Source organism: Microbulbifer aestuariivivens, assembly GCF_039545115.1.
Classification (GTDB): domain Bacteria; phylum Pseudomonadota; class Gammaproteobacteria; order Pseudomonadales; family Cellvibrionaceae; genus Microbulbifer; species Microbulbifer aestuariivivens.
The window spans coordinates 71,324-89,460 of record NZ_BAABRT010000016.1; the positions used below are offsets into that span (position 1 = coordinate 71,324).

Annotated in this window: 11 protein-coding genes; 8 read left to right on the top strand and 3 right to left on the bottom strand. The window is 62.3% G+C overall.

Features of this window, described 5'->3' with window-relative positions; all coding sequences use genetic code 11:
* Positions 1 to 133: 133 nt before the first annotated feature.
* From ABEA58_RS10520 to ABEA58_RS10550, 7 genes are all read left to right on the top strand, one after another.
* Positions 134 to 583 carry a hypothetical protein gene (locus ABEA58_RS10520; protein ID WP_345551296.1) on the top strand — a complete coding sequence of 150 codons (450 nt, stop codon included), beginning with the start codon at positions 134 to 136 and terminating at the stop codon, positions 581 to 583.
* Complete coding sequence (locus ABEA58_RS10525; RefSeq protein WP_345551298.1) at positions 580 to 1,251, top strand: glycosyltransferase; 672 nt, start codon at positions 580 to 582, stop codon at positions 1,249 to 1,251. The genes ABEA58_RS10520 and ABEA58_RS10525 overlap by 4 nt, the downstream gene beginning before the upstream one ends.
* Positions 1,252 to 1,461: 210 nt before the next feature.
* Positions 1,462 to 2,727, top strand: a complete 1,266-nt coding sequence (locus tag ABEA58_RS10530; protein ID WP_345551300.1) for a polysaccharide pyruvyl transferase family protein — start codon at positions 1,462 to 1,464, stop codon at positions 2,725 to 2,727.
* Positions 2,728 to 2,884: 157 nt separating this feature from the next.
* On the top strand, positions 2,885 to 4,231 hold the full coding sequence (locus tag ABEA58_RS10535; protein ID WP_345551302.1) for a Coenzyme F420 hydrogenase/dehydrogenase, beta subunit C-terminal domain: 1,347 nt from the start codon (positions 2,885 to 2,887) through the stop codon (positions 4,229 to 4,231).
* Complete coding sequence (locus ABEA58_RS10540; RefSeq protein WP_345551303.1) at positions 4,224 to 5,579, top strand: hypothetical protein; 1,356 nt, start codon at positions 4,224 to 4,226, stop codon at positions 5,577 to 5,579. Before ABEA58_RS10535 ends, ABEA58_RS10540 begins: the two co-directional genes overlap by 8 nt.
* Entirely contained in the window at positions 5,576 to 6,532 is a 957-nt protein-coding gene (locus ABEA58_RS10545; RefSeq protein WP_345551304.1) for a glycosyltransferase family 2 protein, read from the top strand. The genes ABEA58_RS10540 and ABEA58_RS10545 overlap by 4 nt, the downstream gene beginning before the upstream one ends.
* Position 6,533: 1 nt before the next feature.
* Positions 6,534 to 7,562, top strand: a complete 1,029-nt coding sequence (locus tag ABEA58_RS10550) for a glycosyltransferase (protein WP_345551306.1) — start codon at positions 6,534 to 6,536, stop codon at positions 7,560 to 7,562.
* A 67-nt stretch (positions 7,563 to 7,629) separates the two neighbouring features.
* Here ABEA58_RS10550 and ABEA58_RS10555 read toward each other — a convergent pair whose 3' ends face one another.
* Positions 7,630 to 14,124: an amino acid adenylation domain-containing protein gene (locus tag ABEA58_RS10555; protein ID WP_345551308.1), complete on the bottom strand. Its 6,495-nt coding sequence runs from the start codon at positions 14,122 to 14,124 to the stop codon at positions 7,630 to 7,632.
* A 1,245-nt stretch (positions 14,125 to 15,369) separates the two neighbouring features.
* On the opposite strand from ABEA58_RS10555, the gene ABEA58_RS10560 reads away from it, so the two are divergent.
* Positions 15,370 to 16,359, top strand: a complete 990-nt coding sequence (locus ABEA58_RS10560; protein ID WP_345551309.1) for a calcium/sodium antiporter — start codon at positions 15,370 to 15,372, stop codon at positions 16,357 to 16,359.
* Positions 16,360 to 16,427: 68 nt separating this feature from the next.
* Here the strand turns inward: ABEA58_RS10560 and ABEA58_RS10565 are convergent, their stop codons facing one another.
* Positions 16,428 to 16,748 carry a chaperone modulator CbpM gene (locus ABEA58_RS10565; RefSeq protein ID WP_345551310.1) on the bottom strand — a complete coding sequence of 107 codons (321 nt, stop codon included), beginning with the start codon at positions 16,746 to 16,748 and terminating at the stop codon, positions 16,428 to 16,430.
* Positions 16,749 to 16,750: 2 nt separating this feature from the next.
* Positions 16,751 to 17,704: a DnaJ C-terminal domain-containing protein gene (locus tag ABEA58_RS10570; protein ID WP_345551312.1), complete on the bottom strand. Its 954-nt coding sequence runs from the start codon at positions 17,702 to 17,704 to the stop codon at positions 16,751 to 16,753.
* Between the last annotated feature and the right edge of the window lie 433 nt (positions 17,705 to 18,137).

The window sequence follows — 18,137 nt, forward strand, 5'->3', positions numbered from 1 at the left end:
TGCTGATTTCCCTGACAGAGATTCCGCCCGGCTTCCTGAGTTTAGCTATAGTTTTGATGGTCGCCGGGCGGATACGCCGGCTGACATAAGAGAGAAAGGAATTCGTCGTATAACTCTCGGTGTAGGATCACCCATGCGCAGGAAGGTACTAGCTGCGTCGTCGCAGGGCGGCCATTGGAAGCAGTTGTCAGCACTAATGCCCGTCTTCGAAAGCTGTGAGACATCTTTTGCATCCACCTTGCGTGAACAGCCCACGCTCCCCATAGAGAAACGTTATTTCCGCCTGCCGGAGGCGAACCGCAACGCGCCTTTACAGTGCCTGTGGCTTTTCTTTGCCGCTGGCTGGCTGGTGTTGCGCCTGCGCCCGGAGGTGGTGATCTCCACCGGCGCACTGCCCGGCCTCGCGTGTATTTTCTGGGGCCGCCTGACCGGCGCACGCACCCTGTGGATCGACAGTATTGCCAACGCGGACCGGCTCTCCCTCTCCGGCCGGATGGCAAGACATATTGCAACCAAGACACTTTCCCAATGGCCGGACCTCGGCCGGGAAGCGGGGGTGGAATATCGGGGAGCGGTGTTGTGAGCGTTATCTTTCTCTCGATCGGAACCCAGGCCCCATTTGAACGACTGGTGCGGCTTATGGACCACTGGGCCGGTAACAACCCCGACACCCGCGTCATTGCCCAGGTGGGTGGCGGGCAGTACCGTCCCAGACATATGCAGACATTTCCTTTTCTGTCAGCCAGCCATTACCAGACCATCGCCCGTGACTGCGACCTGATGGTGGCCCACGCCGGCATGGGCAGCATTCTGTCGGCGATCGAATACGGCAAACCGCTGGTGATCATGCCCCGCGACCATCAACGGGGTGAACACACCAGTGATCACCAGTTTGGCACCGCGCGGCGTATGGCCACCCTGCCGGGGGTTTATGTCGCCCGTAACGCCGCGCAGCTTGCGCACTGGCTCGATCACCGCAATACCCTGATGGCGGCGGAACAGGACGCCCCCGGCACCCGGCAGCGCGAACTGAGCGAATTCGTGCAGAGTTTTATCGGTGACATGGGCGCTGACAGAACCGCTGACCAAGCGGGCAACAGGGACGCGGATAAAACCGCCCACGCGACTCATGGCGTGGTCGCCAAAGAGAAAGTGGCCGTGAACGCGAAAATACATGACCCCGGGACCGGCGCCACCGGCGGCCAGCGGCCGCAGCTGGACCTGGCGGAGAGTGACCAGAATATTGATTGACTAGAGTATTGATCGACTAACTAGAGTATTGATCCACTAGATGGATTGATGAATCGATGGACTGCACCGGTTAATGCCATCGATACAAGCCGGTGATCTCCGTATCAGTACCCATATCGATACCCATGAAGGCTTTTTAGCGGCGGGAGTGCCAGCCAGGTGCTAACTAAGTACTAACTTAAAGCCAATAAATACAACGAGTTGATCTGCATGACCAGAATCTGCCTGCTTGGAGCCGCTCCGGATACCGGCAACCTGGGCGTGAACGCCCTTTCCCGCTCGGTGATGCTCGGTGTGGCACGGCGCCTGCCGGATGCGGAGATCTGCGTGTTCGACAATGGCCGCGGCCTGCGCAGGGACACCTACCTGTCGGGGGTGGACGCCATCGCTCACCAGCTGTGCGGCTTCAGTTACAGCCGGCGCTTTTATCGGCCGGAAAGCCTCGCGCATATGCGCTTATCCACAATCCTGCCCGGCCTCTGCAACCCCGGCGTCGAGCTGCTCAACTCGTCAAAGGCGGTACTGGATATCAGTGGCGGCGACAGCTTTACCGACCTCTACGGTGCCAAGCGTTTCGCGCAGATAACCGGGCCGAAGAAACTGGTGCTGGATAAAAAGCGCCGGCTGATCCTGCTGCCACAAACCTATGGTCCCTTCCGCTCCCCGCAGCGACGCCGGATTGCCGCGGATATCGTCCGCCGCAGTCACAGCGCCTGGGCCCGCGACCAGGAAAGCTATGAGCGCCTGGCGGAACTGCTCGGCAGTGATTTCGACCCTGCCGTGCACAAATGCGGTGTCGACGTCGCCTTTCTTCTGCCCACTACAAAGCCTGAAGACCCCGGCGCCGCGCTGAGCGCCTGGCTCGCCAATACCGATACACCCAAAGTGGGACTCAATATCAGCGGTCTTATTTACAACGACCCGCGCGAGGCGATCAGCCGCTACCAGTTCAAGGCCGACTATCGACAGACGGTTCAGAAATTAATCGAGCGTTTCCTGCGCGAAACGGCTGCCCGGATTTTACTGGTGCCCCATGTACACACGCCGACGGGAAGCCCGGAGTCGGATCTCGACGCCTGCAGACAACTGCTCTGCCAGCTGCCCGCCGCTGCCCGCGAGCGCGTTCATCTTCTCGACGAGCCGCTGAACGAATCCGCCACCAAGTGGGTGATCGCGCAACTGGACTGGTTCTGCGGCACCCGCATGCACGCCACCATCGCCGCGCTGTCGAGCGGCGTGCCCACCGCCACCATCGCCTATAGCGACAAGGCCATCGGCGTTTTCGACAGCTGCGCACAGAGTGCCGAGGTGTTTGATCCGCGCAAGCTCGATCAGGAAGAGCTGGCTGAGCTCACGCTGGATTCATTTCACCGCCGCCACCAGCTGCGCGAGCTGCTGCAGCGAAAGTTGCCGCCTGTGCTGGAGCGGGCCAACCAGCAGATGGATGAAATCGCGGCCCGCTGTGTCGACGACTGACAGCGGCTGCAGGCTTCCCCCTTTGCAAAAAAATATTGGCGCGGGATGGGTTTCACTGCGCACCTAATCAGACACGGTTTTTTACCGGCCGCCTACAATTTTTTGCACGATTTTTCCGCATCCCCACCAATGCCCGCGCCGGAGTGAGCTGCAGGTCATGCAGAAAATTAAAACCATCGAGGACGTCAGAGCCAGCCACTTATGCACTGGCTGTGGTGCCTGCGCATCCCTAGAACCGCAGCGTTTCGCCATGGCCGATGTCACCGCTGAGGGGCGCCGCCCGTTTGTTGTGGATAACGCCCCGGCAGCCACCGGGCAGGCCTTTGCGGCCTGTCCCGGGGTTGGCCTCCAGCATGACTACGATGTGCAGGACAGCGCGCTGCTGAAGTCTCTGGCCCCGGCCTGGGGCCCGGTTTACCGGGTTGTGGAGGGGCACGCCTGCGATCCGGTGATCCGTTTCAGTGGCTCAAGCGGCGGCGCGGCCACGGCGCTGGCGCTCTTCTGCCTCGAAAAGCGCCACATGCACGGCGTCCTGCACACCGCCGCGGAGCCGCAAAAACCCTATCTCAATCGCACCCAGTTCAGCCGCAACCGCACCGACCTGCTGGCCGCCAGCGGCTCCCGCTACGCGCCCTCCAGCCCCTGCGAGCAGTGGCAGTCGATCGCCGAGGCCGCTGGCCCCTGCCTGTTTATCGGCAAGCCCTGCGACGTGGCGGCCCTGCGCCGCGCACAGAAACAGTCGCCAGCCCTGAAAAACAACACCGGACTCGCCATCGCGTTTTTCTGTGCCGGCGTGCCCAATACCGACGCCACCCTGCAGCTCGCCCGGCAGCAGGGTGCCCCGAATCCGCAGTCGATCCTCAATCTGCGTTACCGCGGCAATGGCTGGCCGGGAAACTGGTCGCTGTTTTATAGCGACCGCGATGGCCGCGAGCACAGCAGCCGCATGACTTATGGCGATTCCTGGGCGTTTCTGCAGAAACAGCGCCAGTGGCGCTGCTACGTGTGCGCGGATCACACCGGTGAATTTGCCGATATTGCCGTGGGCGACCCCTGGTATCGCCCGATCAAGCCCGGTGAAATGGGCAGCTCGCTGATTGTCGCGCGCAGTCGCCGCGGCTTGGAATTCCTGCGCGACGCCGTCGATGCCGGATACCTGCAGCTGACAGACGATGACCCGACACTGCTGCCCCGCTCGCAGCCGGACCTAGTGGCCATGCGCGGAAACCTGTGGGCGCGCCTTGCCGTCATGCGCCTGTTCGGCGCCGCCACTCCCAATTACTCCGGCTTCGCTTTTTTTCGCTTCTGGCGCACCGAGCTGGACCTCGCCGGCAAGTTGCGTTCGATATTCGGTACGGTGAAAAGAATTTTCACCAAGAAACTGCTGCGGCCTGTGCCCGCGGCCGCCAGCGCAAAAGCCGTCCACACCCCGCCGGCTGATGGCGCCGGCGGAGGTACAGAACCCTCAAAGATAATCACAGACGAGGTCGACACTCATGTTTGAACGTGTGATGCCGGAATATTTCGCCGGCGCACTCTGGGCGGACCAGACAGTGGCCCACCCACTGGGCATCGCGGCCTTGATCGCTGCCCTCGCCTTCCTTTTTCTCGTGCCGCGCCGTTACGCCCTGCTGTCGCTGATATTTATCGCCGTGGCACTGCCCGGCGCCCAGCGCATCGCGGTTTTTTCGCTGGATTTCACTTTTATCCGCATCATCATTCTCGGCACCCTGCTCACCGCCGCTGTGCGCGGCCATACCCGCGGCCTGCGGCTGGGCCTCGCCGATGGGCTGATTGGATTGGCCGCCTTGTGGTCGCTGGTGGCCGGCGGCTTCCTGCAGGGTGGTTTTAACGGTGTGGTCAGCGCGCTGGGCGACACCATCAACACCCTTGGCGCCTACCTGGTTGGGCGCATCTATATCCGCTCCCTCGCTGATCTGCACCGACTGCTGCTGTGGCTGGCGGCAATCGCCGTACCCATGCTCGCCTTCTTCATCTTCGAAAAGCTCACCGGCCGCAATCTGTTTGGACTGTTTGGCGGTGTGCCGGAAGAAACCATGATGCGCAACGACAGCCTGCGCGCGCAGGGGCCATTCTCCCACCCGCTGATGGCGGGGGTATTCTGGGCCAGCCTGCTGCCCTGCCTTTTCGCCCTGTGGATGGCCAGGGTCAATTCGCGGCTGTACCTGTCCGTTGCCATTCTGTGCATGACGCTGATCGTTGTTATGACCGCATCCAGCACACCACTGGTGGCCATTGCGCTGGGGGTATTCGCTGTGGCGGGCTTTATTGTGCGGCGCTATCTGCGCATCATGATTGGCCTGGCATTTGTGGGACTGGTCGGCCTGCACTTCACCATGGAAATGCCGGTCTGGCACTTGATCTCGCGCATCGACTTGTCCGGCGGTTCCACCGGCTGGCACCGCTATAACCTGATTGAGCAGTCCATCAACCACTTCCACGAGTGGTGGGCCTTCGGCACCCTGCACACCGGCCACTGGGGCTGGGGCCTGCAGGATATAACCAATCAATATGTGCTGGAGGGCACCACCGGCGGGATTCTGCAACTGCTGTTATTCGTTGCCCTGTTGGCCTGCATTTTCCTGCAACTCAGCAACACCCTGCGGCGCACCCGCAACCGGGCTTCCTACTGGCTGCTGTGGGGCATTGGGGCCAGCCTGTTCGTACACTGCGTCTCTTTTCTCGCCGTCAGCTATTTTGGCCAGACAGTGCCGCTCTTCTACCTGTTCCTCGGCGGTGCCGCATCCCTTACCCTGCCACTGCAGCGCCGCATCAGGCGCCCGCCATTGGCGCGCCTTGAAGAGATGGCGCCACTGGCAAGCCCTGCATGACTGTGGCAGGCCAGGATTCCAGCCTGCCGGGCCTGAACATTGTGGTGGTCTGTTACAACTGCGGCGGCGATATTTTGCAGCTGGTGGATGATATCCGCGGCGGGGACTACCCGCTGCACCGGCTGAGCCTCACCATCGTCGACAATGCCTCCGCCGACGACTCCATGGAGTTGCTGCGCACCATCGACGGAGTTGCCTGCAGGGTCATCGAAGCGGGGCGCAATCTGGGCTTTGGCGCCGGCTGCAATCTCGCCGTGCGGCATATTGCGGATAAGGCACCCATCCTTTTTCTGAACCCGGATGTGCGCCTGCGCCCGGACAGCCTCAGCGAACTCATGCATGGCCGCCGGCAACAGCCGCTCGCCGGCATCTGGGGCGGTATCACCTGTGACGCCCATGGAGCCCCGGATGGCAATAGTGCCTGGCGCGAACCCTCCCTGCGCGGCCTTATCGCCTGGAGTTTTTTTATCGATGCCCTGTTGCGCCCCGCCGGCTTTAGCGGCACCGAATCCTATGCGCCATCCCAACTTCGCCAAGGTGGTGCCGTTGACGCAATATCCGGCTGTTTCTTCCTGATTGACTGGGACCTGTTTCAACGCCTTGGCGGCTTTGATGAGCAGTTTTTCCTCTACTCTGAAGAGATCGACCTCTGCCGCCGGGCGCGGCTTCTGGGCGCGCAGCCGTGGGTGATCCCCCGGGCTCGGGTCACCCACGCGGGCAGTGTGACCCTGAGCAGCGAAAGCAAGCTCAGGCACCTTTATTACTCCAAGCTGCTTTACTACCGCAAATACTGGTCGCCGCTGGGTTTTAAAGTCGCCCGCCTGCTGTTGAGCGCCGGTGCGCTATTGCGCCTCGCGGCCCTGTCCCTGCTCGCGCCGCTGCGGCGCGAGTTCAAGCTGCGCAGAAAAAACTGGTGGAATTTTTTCAAGCAACAGTTGAGCTGGAAATTCTGAGATGCCGTACCCTATCTCCGAGGCCTTTGTTGGCGAAGCGGGCCTTGCCGAAACGTCTATTCCCGCAGTCATTATTCCCGCCCATAACGAGGAGCAGTCCATCACCGCCCTGCTGCGCGCGCTGAGCCCGGGCATGCAAGCGTCCCTGTACACCGTCACCGTTGCCTGTAACGGCTGCACAGACCGCACCGCGGCGATTGTCCGCTATCACTTTCCCGAGGTTCGCTGCATCGAACTGTCGCAGGCGTCAAAAGTTGCCGCATTGAACGCCGCCGAACGCCAGGGAGCAATGGACGCTGCGGCCGGTGACCGCGACGGCGGAGCGCGCGAGAGCGAGAACGAGAAGGAGAGCGGCGGGTGGCAAGCGGGATACCCGCGCATCTATATAGACGCGGATGTGGTGATCAATACCAGCGCGGTGGTTTCTCTGATCGCGGCCTGCAGGCAGGCATCACAGCCGGTGGTGGTCGCCCCCAGAGCGGTTCCCATCACCGATGGCTGTGCGTGGATTGTGCGCGCCTATTACCGGGCCTGGCAGAAGACGGTTTTCTTTCAGCAGCAGGGTTTCGGTTCCGGCGTCTACGGCTTGAATCGCGCCGCCCGCGACAAGTTCGACCGTTTTCCCAACCTGATTTCAGATGATGGCTTTGTGCGGCAGCGCTTGGCCTATCAGAATATTCTTGTGGTGGAGAGCGCCAAGAGTCTGGTGCAGTCGCCGCGGGATCTGGCCGGGCTGATCCGCATCAAGACCCGCAGCAAGCTGGGTTGCCTCGAGATGAATCCGCGCTTCCCTTTACCCGCTGCCCCCGCTTCACCTGCCGCCTCCGCTTCAGCCATTTCACCCCTCTCAGCTAGCGCAACTAGTGAGGGCGCCACCGCCAGCCGCCGTTTTGTCGAGCCGCCAACCCTCACCGAATGGCTGGTATATGGGGCAATCAACCTGCTCGCCCTGGTCAACGCCCACCGCCTGCTGCGCCGTCACGGCAGCGCCAGATGGCTCCGCGACGACAGCTCCCGCCGCTCCACCTGAGGAGCGCAACCACACAGAGGTCACACCGCGCCCGCAGCCGGCCTGCAGCGACCTTCGCTGCCCTGCGCTAATGTATGCGGTCGCCTTCGAGCGGCTGGATGAATTCGCCGCGGGCATGGAAAAGGTTGGTATTCGACATTTCCCACCAGCGCAGCGCTTGCAGCTTGGCGATGGTTTCACGGGAAAAACGATAGCGCACAACCTGCGCCGGATAGCCGGCGACCACCGCATAGGGCGGGACATCTTCCACCACCACGGCGCCGGCGGCGATAACGGCTCCATTGCCGATACTGCGGGTCGGGTAGAGAATCTTGGCGCCATCGCCAATCCACACATCATGGCCCACCTCGATCTTCACCCGCGCCAGCTCATAGCCGGTGCTGAAGCCGAAATCACTGAAATAGAACAGGCCGTGGGTGGACAGGGTGTTGCGGGGATGGTCCGCATTCTGGAAATTCACCGTGGGGTAGATGGTGGTGTACTTGCCGATTCTGGTGGTGCTCTTCAGGCGCACCGGATCGAAAGTGACGGTGGAGAATTCCCCCACGTCGATATCGTAATATTTCCGGTACAGCTTGCGCATGGTGACACTGAAGGTGGGCCCGCCCTCCAGTTTCAGGATCAGTTTTTCCAGTATCTCGCGAATAAACGCGCTGCGTACGCCGTAGAACGGCGCGATCCATTTTCTGGCGATAGTGGATTCGCGCATTTTCATGCCATGGGGGAAGTCTGGCAGGTCCAGCGCCTCTTTTTTCTCCCGCACCGCCTCGATCACGCTATCCACCTGCTGGCTGGTTTTCGCATCCAGCGTTGCCCGCTGCAACACTTCCTCCTGCGACAGCCCGGCGCGGAAGCCGACAATGGCCGCGCTCAGTTTATGAATACTGGGGAAATCAAACAGCAGCGTCGCCGGCAGGCTCAGGCCAAAGTGCTGGTTCAGACGGGCGATCACATGAATGGCTGCGAGTGAGTGGCCGCCCAGATCGAAAAAACTGCTCTCCATCGATGCCACCGGGCACTTCAACACCTGCCTAAAAACCTGGCTCACCACATCCACCACGGCGCTGTCTGCGTCGGCACCGAGCGCCATTTGCGGACTGGCAGGTGTTTTAGCAGAAGCCATATAAGCTTCGGATCTGGCTACGGGAGAGGTTGCTGCCGCCTGCGCCCGCGGAGCGGCTGAGACTGTGGCTGAGGTGCCCTCCGTGGCGTTTTCACTGTGCCTGTCGATAGACTGGTCGATGCCGTTTTCCATTGCATTTGTCTCCCTGGCGGTATTTATCTTGCTGGCGGCGTGTGTGGAGTTTGGCTGCGGGGGTAACGGCTTCTCCACCTCCCCGGTGCTGTGCCCGTGCATATTCCGCGGCTCAGTATTCCGCGGCTCAGTATTCCTCGACTCAGTGGCAGGCGGGGCTGTCTCGGAAGCAGCTATACCGTCCGCGCCCGGCGGCGGGAAGGCCTTGCGGTCCACCTTGCCGTTGGCGGTCATCGGGAAGTCATCCAGCACCATGAAGTGCGCCGGCACCATGTAATCCGGCAGCGTTTTGCGCAGCCGCTGGCGCAATGCGCGAAAGTCCACGGCGCCGCCATCTGCGGGTATGAGGTAGGCCACCAGTTGGCGGCTGCCAAAATCATCGGCATGGGCCAGTACCACGGCGCGGCGGACTTCCTCACCCAGCAACGCCTTTTCGATCTCCCCCAGCTCTACCCGGAAGCCACGGATTTTCACCTGCTGGTCAATACGCCCGAGAAACTCCAGCCGGTCATCATGGCGCTGCACCACCAGATCGCCAGTGCGATAGAGACGACGGTCGGGGTCGAGATCGGTACGGATGAATTTTTCCCCGGTGAGCGCTTCGCGCTTGCGATAGCCCCGCGCAAGACCCATGCCGCCGATACAGAGTTCGCCGGGTATGCCGGCGGGCTGGGGCGTGCCGGCCTGATTGGTGACGTAAAAACGCGTATTGGCAATGGGCAAACCCACATAGCGGGCATCGGCGGGCTCGCGGATCCTGCCGGCGGCGGACCAGATGGTGGTCTCGGTTGGCCCGTATAAATTCCACACCTCGAGGCCCATCTGCAACAGGCGCGCCGCCAGATCCTCACCCATCGCCTCACCACCGCATAACACCCGCACGCGGGGCTCACCGGTCCAGCCATTATCCAGCAGCATCCGCCAGGTGGCGGGGGTGGCCTGCATCACGCTGATGTTATGGCGCTCAATCGCCGCACGGATCTGCTGCGGGTCCATACTGCCGCGCCGATCCTGCACCACCACCGCAGCACCGCTCACCAGCGGCAGCAACAGCTCCAGCATGGCGATATCGAAACACAGGGTCGTCACCGCCAGCAGGCGGTCGTCGGCACTAAAGCCCGGCTGCCGCTGCATGGCCGTGAGGAAGTTGACCAGGCTGCCATGGGTGATTTCCACCCCCTTGGGGCGGCCGGTGGAGCCGGAGGTGTAGATGACATAAGCCAGGTCATCAGCGCCGGCTCGCGGCGCCGGGTTGCGGCTAGGCTCCCGCTGTGGGCCTTCTTTCATCCCCGCGTCCACATCCAAGCCCAAGTGCAAGCGGGTACCCGCCGGCGGCAGCGGCAATACCGCACCGGCAAAGTCGGCAAAGCGCTGCCGCAATGCGCCCTGAATAATCAGGAATTCCGCCCCCGCATCGTCGAGCATGTAGGCGATGCGCTCCGCGGGGAAATGCGGGTCCAGCGGCACGAATGCGCCGCCCGCCTTCCACACCGCCAGCAGGGCGGCGACCATGGCGGCGCCGCGCTCGACGCAGACCGCCACCAGTTCCCCCGCCTGCAGCCCCCGCTCGATCAGATCCCGCGCCAATTGGTTGGCCTGTTCATTGAGCGCGGCATAAGTCAGCTGTTCAGAGCCGGCGATCACCGCGATCTTCTCCCCCTGCCGCGCGGCGCACTGCTCAAACAACTGCAGCGCCGTCGGTGCGGACGGCAGACGGTGGCGTGTGCGCTGCGCCTGTTCGATGAGGGCGCGACGCTCGTCGGCGCCGATCAGTTGCAGTTGCGCGAGGGGCCGCTCTGGATGGTCGACGGCATTTTCCAGCAGGCGGATAAAATGCTTCGCCATGGCCGCGATGGTGTCGCGCTCAAACCGCGCGCACCGGTATTCGATCGCGCAAACGGGGGCTATGCCGCTGTCGTGGCCGTGGCCGTTGCCGCACTCATCGCCGCTATTTTCTCCACGGTTATCGCCGCTGCCGTGGCCGCTGTCATTCCACTCCTGTACCGACAGGGTCAGGTCGCAGCGCGCCCTGCCATTGTGCAGTTGCAGCGGCCGCACTTTCAGGCCCGGTAGCTGCCACTGCTGCTCATGGATCTGCCGGTACTCAAAGCAATGCTGCAGCGGCGGCACAGCCACCGCCGCGGCTATCTCATTTCCTGTCTCGGTTCCGGTCTCGGTTCCGGTCTCGGTTCCTGGCGCACTGGCTGTCTCGCGGCCGCCTTGCCGCTGCCGCTTGAGTTCTGCCGCCAGCTGCGCAAACGGTACCTGGTCATTGGCGAAAGCCTCGCTCGCCACCGACCTTACCTGGGCCAGCAGTTGTCGAAAGTCCCCCGCCGCGGAGAAATCGGTGCGCAGCAGCAGTGTGTTGTGAAAAGGCCCGATCAGCTTTTCGCTCCAGGCCAGCGGTCGGCGCCCGCTCGGCGTGCCCACCAGAATATCGTCCTGTCCGGAATACCGGTGCAACAGCAGTTGCCAGGTGGCCAGCAGCAACATAAAACCGTTGGCGGACTCCTGCCGAGCCAATTCCCTTGCCGCCGCCCACAGGGCCGGCGGCAACTTGAAGCGCAGTACCGCGCCGGCCGACGCACCAATCTGCCCCGGCGGCTGTGTCTGTGCCGGTGACTGCCCCTCGGGATAAGCCACCGGCAGCTCCAATGCCGCCGCTGCGCCTGACAGGCGCTCACGCCAGAATGTCAGCTGTCGGGATGCTTGCGCGCTGGCGGCGGCACCCCGCTCCCAGCGGGCGTAATCCGCGAATTGATGCTCCAGTGGCGGCAGTGACAGCGGCCGCCCGGCGCACAGCCGCTGGTAGCCCCGGCCCAGCTCGCCGAAGAGGATCGCCGGCGAGGCGATGTCGTCGTAAATCATGGGATTGAAGACCAGCGCCAGCACCGCGGCGCGCTCACTGACACGGATCAAAACACTGCGGAACAGCGGCCCCGTCGACAGGTTGTGGGGTTCCTCCCGCAACGCCCGGCAGATGTTCATAACGCGCTCGGGCCGCTCCGATCGCGGTGCCGGGCGCAGGTCGATGATCCTGAGGCTATGCTGGCCGATGGACAGCAGCTGCGCTCGCGGTCCCCGCTCATCACTTGGGAAGCAGGTGCGCAGAATACTGTGGCGATCGACAATGGCCTGCAGCGCCTGTTCCAGCGCCGACACATTGCATTCACCCTGCAGATACACACAGTTGGCAATGTTGTTGGGGCCGTTATTCACACCATCACCGGAAGAGTGCCGGTAATCCTGCCATATGCGGCTCTGGGCCGCAGACAGCGGCAGGCGCTCACGGGTGGGCTGCGAGTTCCCTGCGGGCTCGCTCGCCGCGCCCCCCGGCCTTAGCGCTGTATCGATGGCTTTTGCCAGCGCCTTAAGGTCACGGGCGGCAAATATTTCCCGCACCGAAAGCTCGACGGCGAAGTGTTGGCGAATATGTTCAAGAAACTGCACGGTGCCCAGAGAGTGGCCGTCCAGATCAAAAAAATTGTGCTCGGATCGGATGTCGTCGCGCCCCAGCAACTGCCGGCAAAGTTGCACCAGCCGCGACTCCGTCGACCCCAGCCCGCCCAGATCAGTAACCCCGCTGAGGTGGGTGAAATGATCGGGTTTATCCGCCGGCGGCAGCGCGCTGCGGTCGATCTTTTTGTTCGGGGTCTTCGGCAGGCGCTCCAGGCTTACCACCACCGTCGGTATCATGTACTCGGCCAGGCGCGCGGCGAGGTAATTGCGCAGGGCCTGAAGCGTTACCAGCTCCCCCGCCAGCGGCACAATGTAGGCCGCCAGCTGAGTTTCCCCGCTTGCTTCGCGGGCCACCACCACCGCTTGCGCAATGCCCGGGTGATCGAGCAGGCTGGCCTCCACCTCGGCGACCTCGACGCGCAAGCCGCGGATTTTTATCTGCCCATCCTTGCGGCCGCGATGCCAAAGCAATCCATCCGCTGCCATCTGGCCCAGGTCGCCGGTGTGGAAAATCCGCCCGCCCGCATTGTCCGGGTCCTTTGCAAACGCCCTGTCTGTGGCCTCGGGGTTTTTCCAGTAACCGAGGCTGACATAGCGGCTGCGCACGGCAATTTCACCCACGGCGCCCACAGGCACCTCCCTGCCCGCCTCATCCAGCAGCAGCACCTCAACCCCTTCCAGCGGGTAACCGAGCGGAACCACACTGCCTTCGACCTCGGTGTTTTTATCGATGGGGTAACAGCGGATGGTGCCGGTCTCGGTGGTGCCGAGGCCGGTAAAGATATCGACATTGGGCGAGAAAAGCCGGCGGGCAATCTGCACATCGCTGGCCAGAACCTGTTCGCCCCCAAAGATCACCAGGCGAATAGCGAACACGGCGTCTGAGCTGTTATCCCCTCCACTGCTCCCACTATGGCTTTTACTATGGCTCTCACTGCTGCCCTCACCGCTTCCCCCGCCGCTTTCCAAGTCAGCAGGAAACTCCTCTGCCTGATCGATCGAACGATATGTGCGGGTATTGGTGTGGACATAGGAACGGGAAAAGTCGCGAAACACCGATACTACCGAGTGATAAATGGTGATGCGCCGCGAGCGCAGCCAGCCCGCCAGCTTGCCCACACCTTCACCGCACAGGTCATAGGGAAACAGCGCCGCACCATTCAATAGCGCGCCGAAGATGCCATACACGGAGCCGATCACACTGCAGGAATAGAACAGCGTCATCCGGTCTTGCGGGATAATCCGCTGCAAGTTGGTGCGCAGCATGCAGCCGTGTAACACATTGCGCTGGTTTTGCATCACGCCCTTGGCGGCGCCAGTGGTGGCGGAGGTGTAGAGGATATAGGCCAGTGCATCCGCGGGGATATCGAGGCACAAGTTTTCGCCGCTGGTGCTCTCGGGAATACCGTCCAGATCGAGAATGCGCGCCTCGTCGCCCGCCAGTTCGGTGGCCTCGGCCCGGCTGTGGGTATTGGTAATCAGCAGCGCCGGGGCGGATTCGCGGTAGATCTGTCGATTGCGCTCGAGGGGAAAGCCGGGGTCGATGGGCACATAGGCGTGGCCGCATTTCAGCACGGCGAGAATCGCCGCAATATTCTGGATACCACGGTCCATAAACACGGCGATACGCACCGGCTCGCCAGCCGGCACAATGGTCAGAATATTCCGCGCCATGCGGTTGGCGAGTTGATTGAGGGCGCTGTAAGTGATCGATGAGTTGTGATCGGTAATGGCCAGCCGCTCGCCGTGCAGCATCACCATTTTTTCAAAACGCGCCGCGATTGACTGCTCCGTTTCCGCCAGCGTAAATCTGGAAAAATTCGCGGCGAGCAGTTCGACAATGTTCATACGCTTACCTCGCTGTTAAATTTTTCCGCTTTCCGGTTTTCGCTTTCCGCTTTCCGCTTTCCGCTTTCCGCTTTCCGTCGCCGCCAAACAGGCACTACCAGTCATTTTTTTAATAATTGTTTCCGTGCGCTGGTCGACCACGCCGGCCGCAGCCTTTGCTCAAAACCCTCGCTCAAAACCCTGGCCGACAGCGGCTTGCAAATACTCTGGCTGGAAACAGCGGCAAACCTGTGCCCTGGGTAGCGCGTGTGGGCTGTGAATCGATCATTTCGATACGCCCTCTGCTACGGGCAAGTAGGGACTGTTCAGGCGCGGGGGCGGATGGCCCGCTGATGCAGGGCAGCCTGAGCAGCTGGGGGAATTGCAGCGACGGGCGTTAAGCCGGTGTTTAATCGGCGCGGCCTGGAGTGGAAGTGCATATCTGCACGGGCACAGCACGGCTGTAATGGGCGATGACTCATCCATGAGACTTCCACGAGGCAGCTGATAAAGAGAAATTTCCGTCTTATTGGTACCGGGCAGAGATGGACGGCACTGGGGTTTTCCGCGCTCTCTGTGAAAACTGCCGACAACCGCTTCGCCCCGCCCCGGCGCATTGCACGCCGCAGTCAGACTCGATCCGTTGCCGCAGGTCTCATGTCTACCGCAGCGCAAAAAATTATAGATACTGGCTGCGTGTTCACAGGCGGGCCGAATGAAATTCCGGACAATTATTACAGGGCCAGCCTGCGCTGGAGGATTGCGCCGAGTCCGCCGCCCGCGACAGCCGCGACTGCCATCGCGGGAACAATTCTCGCCCGCCATGGGAACGCCCACTGCAATCGGCAACCCCAGTGCTCGCTGCCGCCAACCCCGCGGTGGCTCGCGACGCCCCTTTGCATGGCTCCGCACTCCGAATCCCCAGCCGGGAGTGGCCAGTGGCCAGTCCCGAGTCTCGAGTCCCGAATCCTGCAACTTCAGTCCCGCGCCCAAACCCCCGGTGCCTCCGCTGGTTCAGTGCTTCTCGGTCCACGTGCCGCCCTGCGAACACCCGCCGGGCTGCCGCTGAAACAGCGCAACCGCGACGGCTTATTACCAATTTGTCCAACCTGCTTAGCCGTCGCCGCTTTCCCCATGGCGGACAATCGGTACAATCCCCCCTGCCAAGCCTGCCCCTAACTGTCTCGGGCGGCGCCAGCCGCGGGCTAGACTGCGCTTGTAGCGCCGCTTGTATTGAACCTGCACCAGAACAATCAAGGATATGCCATGCTGTTATCCCTCACCGCCATCATTGCCGGCTTTGCCCTGCTGGTCTGGAGCGCCGACCGCTTCGTCGAGGGTGCCGCCGCCACCGCCAACCATATGGGCATGCCGCCCCTGCTGATCGGCATGGTGATCGTGGGCTTCGGCACCTCGGCGCCGGAGATGGTGGTGTCCGCCATCGCGGCTCTGGATGGCAGCACCGGGCTGGCCATTGGCAACGCCTACGGTTCCAATATCGCCAATACCGGCCTGATCCTCGGCATGACCGCGCTCTTCGTGCCGCTAGCGGTTCACTCCAAGATCGTGCGCAAGGAACTGCCCCTGCTGCTGGTGATCAGCTGCCTGACCGGCGCCTTCCTGTGGAATAACGACCTGGCGCGCTGGGAAGCGATGGTGCTGCTGGCGGGTTTCTTCGGCCTGATTATCTGGACCATTATCTCGGCGCTGCGCGGCAGCGGCGACGCGGTGGAATCCGAAATAGAGCAGGAGCTGCAGGAACACGATATGCCCCTCGGGCGCGCCCTCTTCTGGCTGGCGGCCGGGCTGGCGTTGCTGCTGGTGAGTTCGCGGATGCTGGTGTGGGGTGCGGTGAATGTGGCCACGGCGCTGGGGGTCAGCGACCTGATCATCGGCCTCACCATCGTCGCCCTGGGCACCTCCCTGCCGGAGCTGGCGGCGACGGTGATCGCGGCCAGAAAGGGGGAGCACGACATCGCCATCGGCAATGTGGTGGGCTCCAATATGTTCAACCTGCTGGCGGTGGTGGGTATCGCCGGCGCCATCGCGCCGCTGCAGAATGTGCCGACAGAGGTCATCACCCGCGACTGGCCCATGGTGGTGGGCCTGACGGTGGCGCTGTTTGTCTTCGCCTACGGTTTTCGCGGCAGAGAGGGACGGATCAACCGCTTCGAGGGTGCCGCCCTGCTGCTCGCCTACCTGGGCTACAACGCCTATCTAATTCTCGAGATCACCAGCGCCGCGAGCGGCGGCTGAGAACGGCGGCTGAGAACGGCGGCTGCGAGCGGCCACTGCGAGCGCCGCGCCAGCATCCGGGCGGGAGTTCAGCCCTCCCGTTCGAGCCGCCGCAGGCGCGCGCGCAGGCGTTCGATCTCCTCCAGCAGTTCAATCGCCAGCGCCGCCCCGGCCAGATTGACCCCCAGATCCCGCTCCAGACTGCGCACCCGCCGCACCCGGCGGATGGACACGGCGCTGAAACGCCACTGTGCCCGCTTGGCCGTGGTGGGTTCGATGACCCCCTCCTCGACAAGGGCGACAATGACCTCCGCCGGCAGCTCACAGGCGCGGCAGAGTTCGCTCAGGGACAGCAGCCGCTGTTCGTCGAACAGGGTGCCGCTCACTTCTTTCACTGTTTTCTCCACCATGGTCAGCCTCCCATGCCGCTGCGGGGGTTGAAGTCGAAGGCGTCACTGAATGCCCGATAGGCTGCCTTCTGCTCCTCGCTCTGCGCCGGTGGGCAGACGATCTTGAGCACCGCGAACAGGTCGCCCGGTTCCGCGGCCGGTATGCCGCGGCCCCGCAGGCGCAGCTTGCCGCCATTCTTACTGCCGGCGGGGATCGTCAGATTCACCGAGCCCTCCGGGGTCGGCACCGGCACCTTCGCCCCCAGCGCCGCCTCCCAGGGCGCCAGCGGCAGGTCCAGATAGACGGTTTTGCCGTCCACCGTATACAGCGGGTGCGGGTTGAAGGCGATTTCCAGATACAGGTCGCCGGGCTTGCCGTCGCCGATGCCCGGCTGGCCCTGGCCCGCCAGACGGATCTGCTGACCCTCGGTGACGCCTTTGGGGATCTTCACGTTGAGCTTGCGCTCGCGCAGCTGCGGGCGGCCGTCCTCACCAAGCTCCGAGTGCTTCAGCGTGATCTGGCGCTTGGCGCCGTGATAGCTGTCCTCGAGGTCGATGACGATACGGGCGTGGGTATTTTCCCCCTGCGCGTGATACTGGCGCCGGTGTCCACCGCCAAAACTCTGGGAAAATCCGCCGCGGCCAAAAAGACTCTCAAAGAAGTCACTGAACGCATCCGGGTCCGCCCCGGTATAACCGCCGCCGCGGAACTCAAAGCCCTGATCCCAGTTGGGGGGCGGGCGGAAATCCTCACCGGCGTGGTAGCCACTGCCCAGCTGATCGTAGGCGGCGCGCTTCTCGGGGTCTTTCAACACCTCGTAGGCCTCGCTGACCTCCTTGAAGCGCTCCTCGGCACCCTCTTCCTTACTCACATCCGGGTGATACTTGCGCGCCAGCTTGCGGTAGGCGCGTTTGATCTCGTCCTGCTTGGCGTCGCGCTCAAGGCCGAGAATCTGGTAGTAGTCCTTGTATTCCATGGCTCAATCAAAACCACTAGGTTCGTGATATATCCCTAATACATTAGATACAAAAACCCCCCGCAGGGGCAGACCAGCCAATAAATTCCGCTTTCGAGCGCTGGTGACCTACCAGTATCGATATGTATGACTCACTGATCACTTAGTACCCGTGGATATTGCCTGTGGTGAGGCTTATCGGAGCGCTATTGTGGGAAATTGCTGGGGGGAGTTTTTTTGTGGGGGTATAGGAGGGTCATCGTAGGCAGAGTTTATCGGCCCCGGCTAACCGCCAACCGGAAAGCTAGAAAGCTAGAAAGCTAGAAAGCTAGGACAACTCTGAAAAATAGCCCATTTCTGGCAAAATACAGTTTTCCAACCGGGAACCTAGAAAATGACCCAGCTGACCTTCGCTGAAGCTGAATATGCAGGCAAGAAACGAAAAACCCGGCGG

Coding starts and splice junctions, on each gene's coding strand:
- ABEA58_RS10565 (WP_345551310.1), bottom strand. CDS start 16,748: ATGGTGGAGAAAACAGTGAAAGAAGTGAGCGGCACCCTGTTCGACGAA.
- ABEA58_RS10540 (WP_345551303.1), top strand. CDS start 4,224: ATGTTTGAACGTGTGATGCCGGAATATTTCGCCGGCGCACTCTGGGCG.
- ABEA58_RS10560 (WP_345551309.1), top strand. CDS start 15,370: ATGCTGTTATCCCTCACCGCCATCATTGCCGGCTTTGCCCTGCTGGTC.
- ABEA58_RS10550 (WP_345551306.1), top strand. CDS start 6,534: ATGCCGTACCCTATCTCCGAGGCCTTTGTTGGCGAAGCGGGCCTTGCC.
- ABEA58_RS10520 (WP_345551296.1), top strand. CDS start 134: ATGCGCAGGAAGGTACTAGCTGCGTCGTCGCAGGGCGGCCATTGGAAG.
- ABEA58_RS10570 (WP_345551312.1), bottom strand. CDS start 17,704: ATGGAATACAAGGACTACTACCAGATTCTCGGCCTTGAGCGCGACGCC.
- ABEA58_RS10530 (WP_345551300.1), top strand. CDS start 1,462: ATGACCAGAATCTGCCTGCTTGGAGCCGCTCCGGATACCGGCAACCTG.
- ABEA58_RS10545 (WP_345551304.1), top strand. CDS start 5,576: ATGACTGTGGCAGGCCAGGATTCCAGCCTGCCGGGCCTGAACATTGTG.
- ABEA58_RS10535 (WP_345551302.1), top strand. CDS start 2,885: ATGCAGAAAATTAAAACCATCGAGGACGTCAGAGCCAGCCACTTATGC.
- ABEA58_RS10555 (WP_345551308.1), bottom strand. CDS start 14,124: ATGAACATTGTCGAACTGCTCGCCGCGAATTTTTCCAGATTTACGCTG.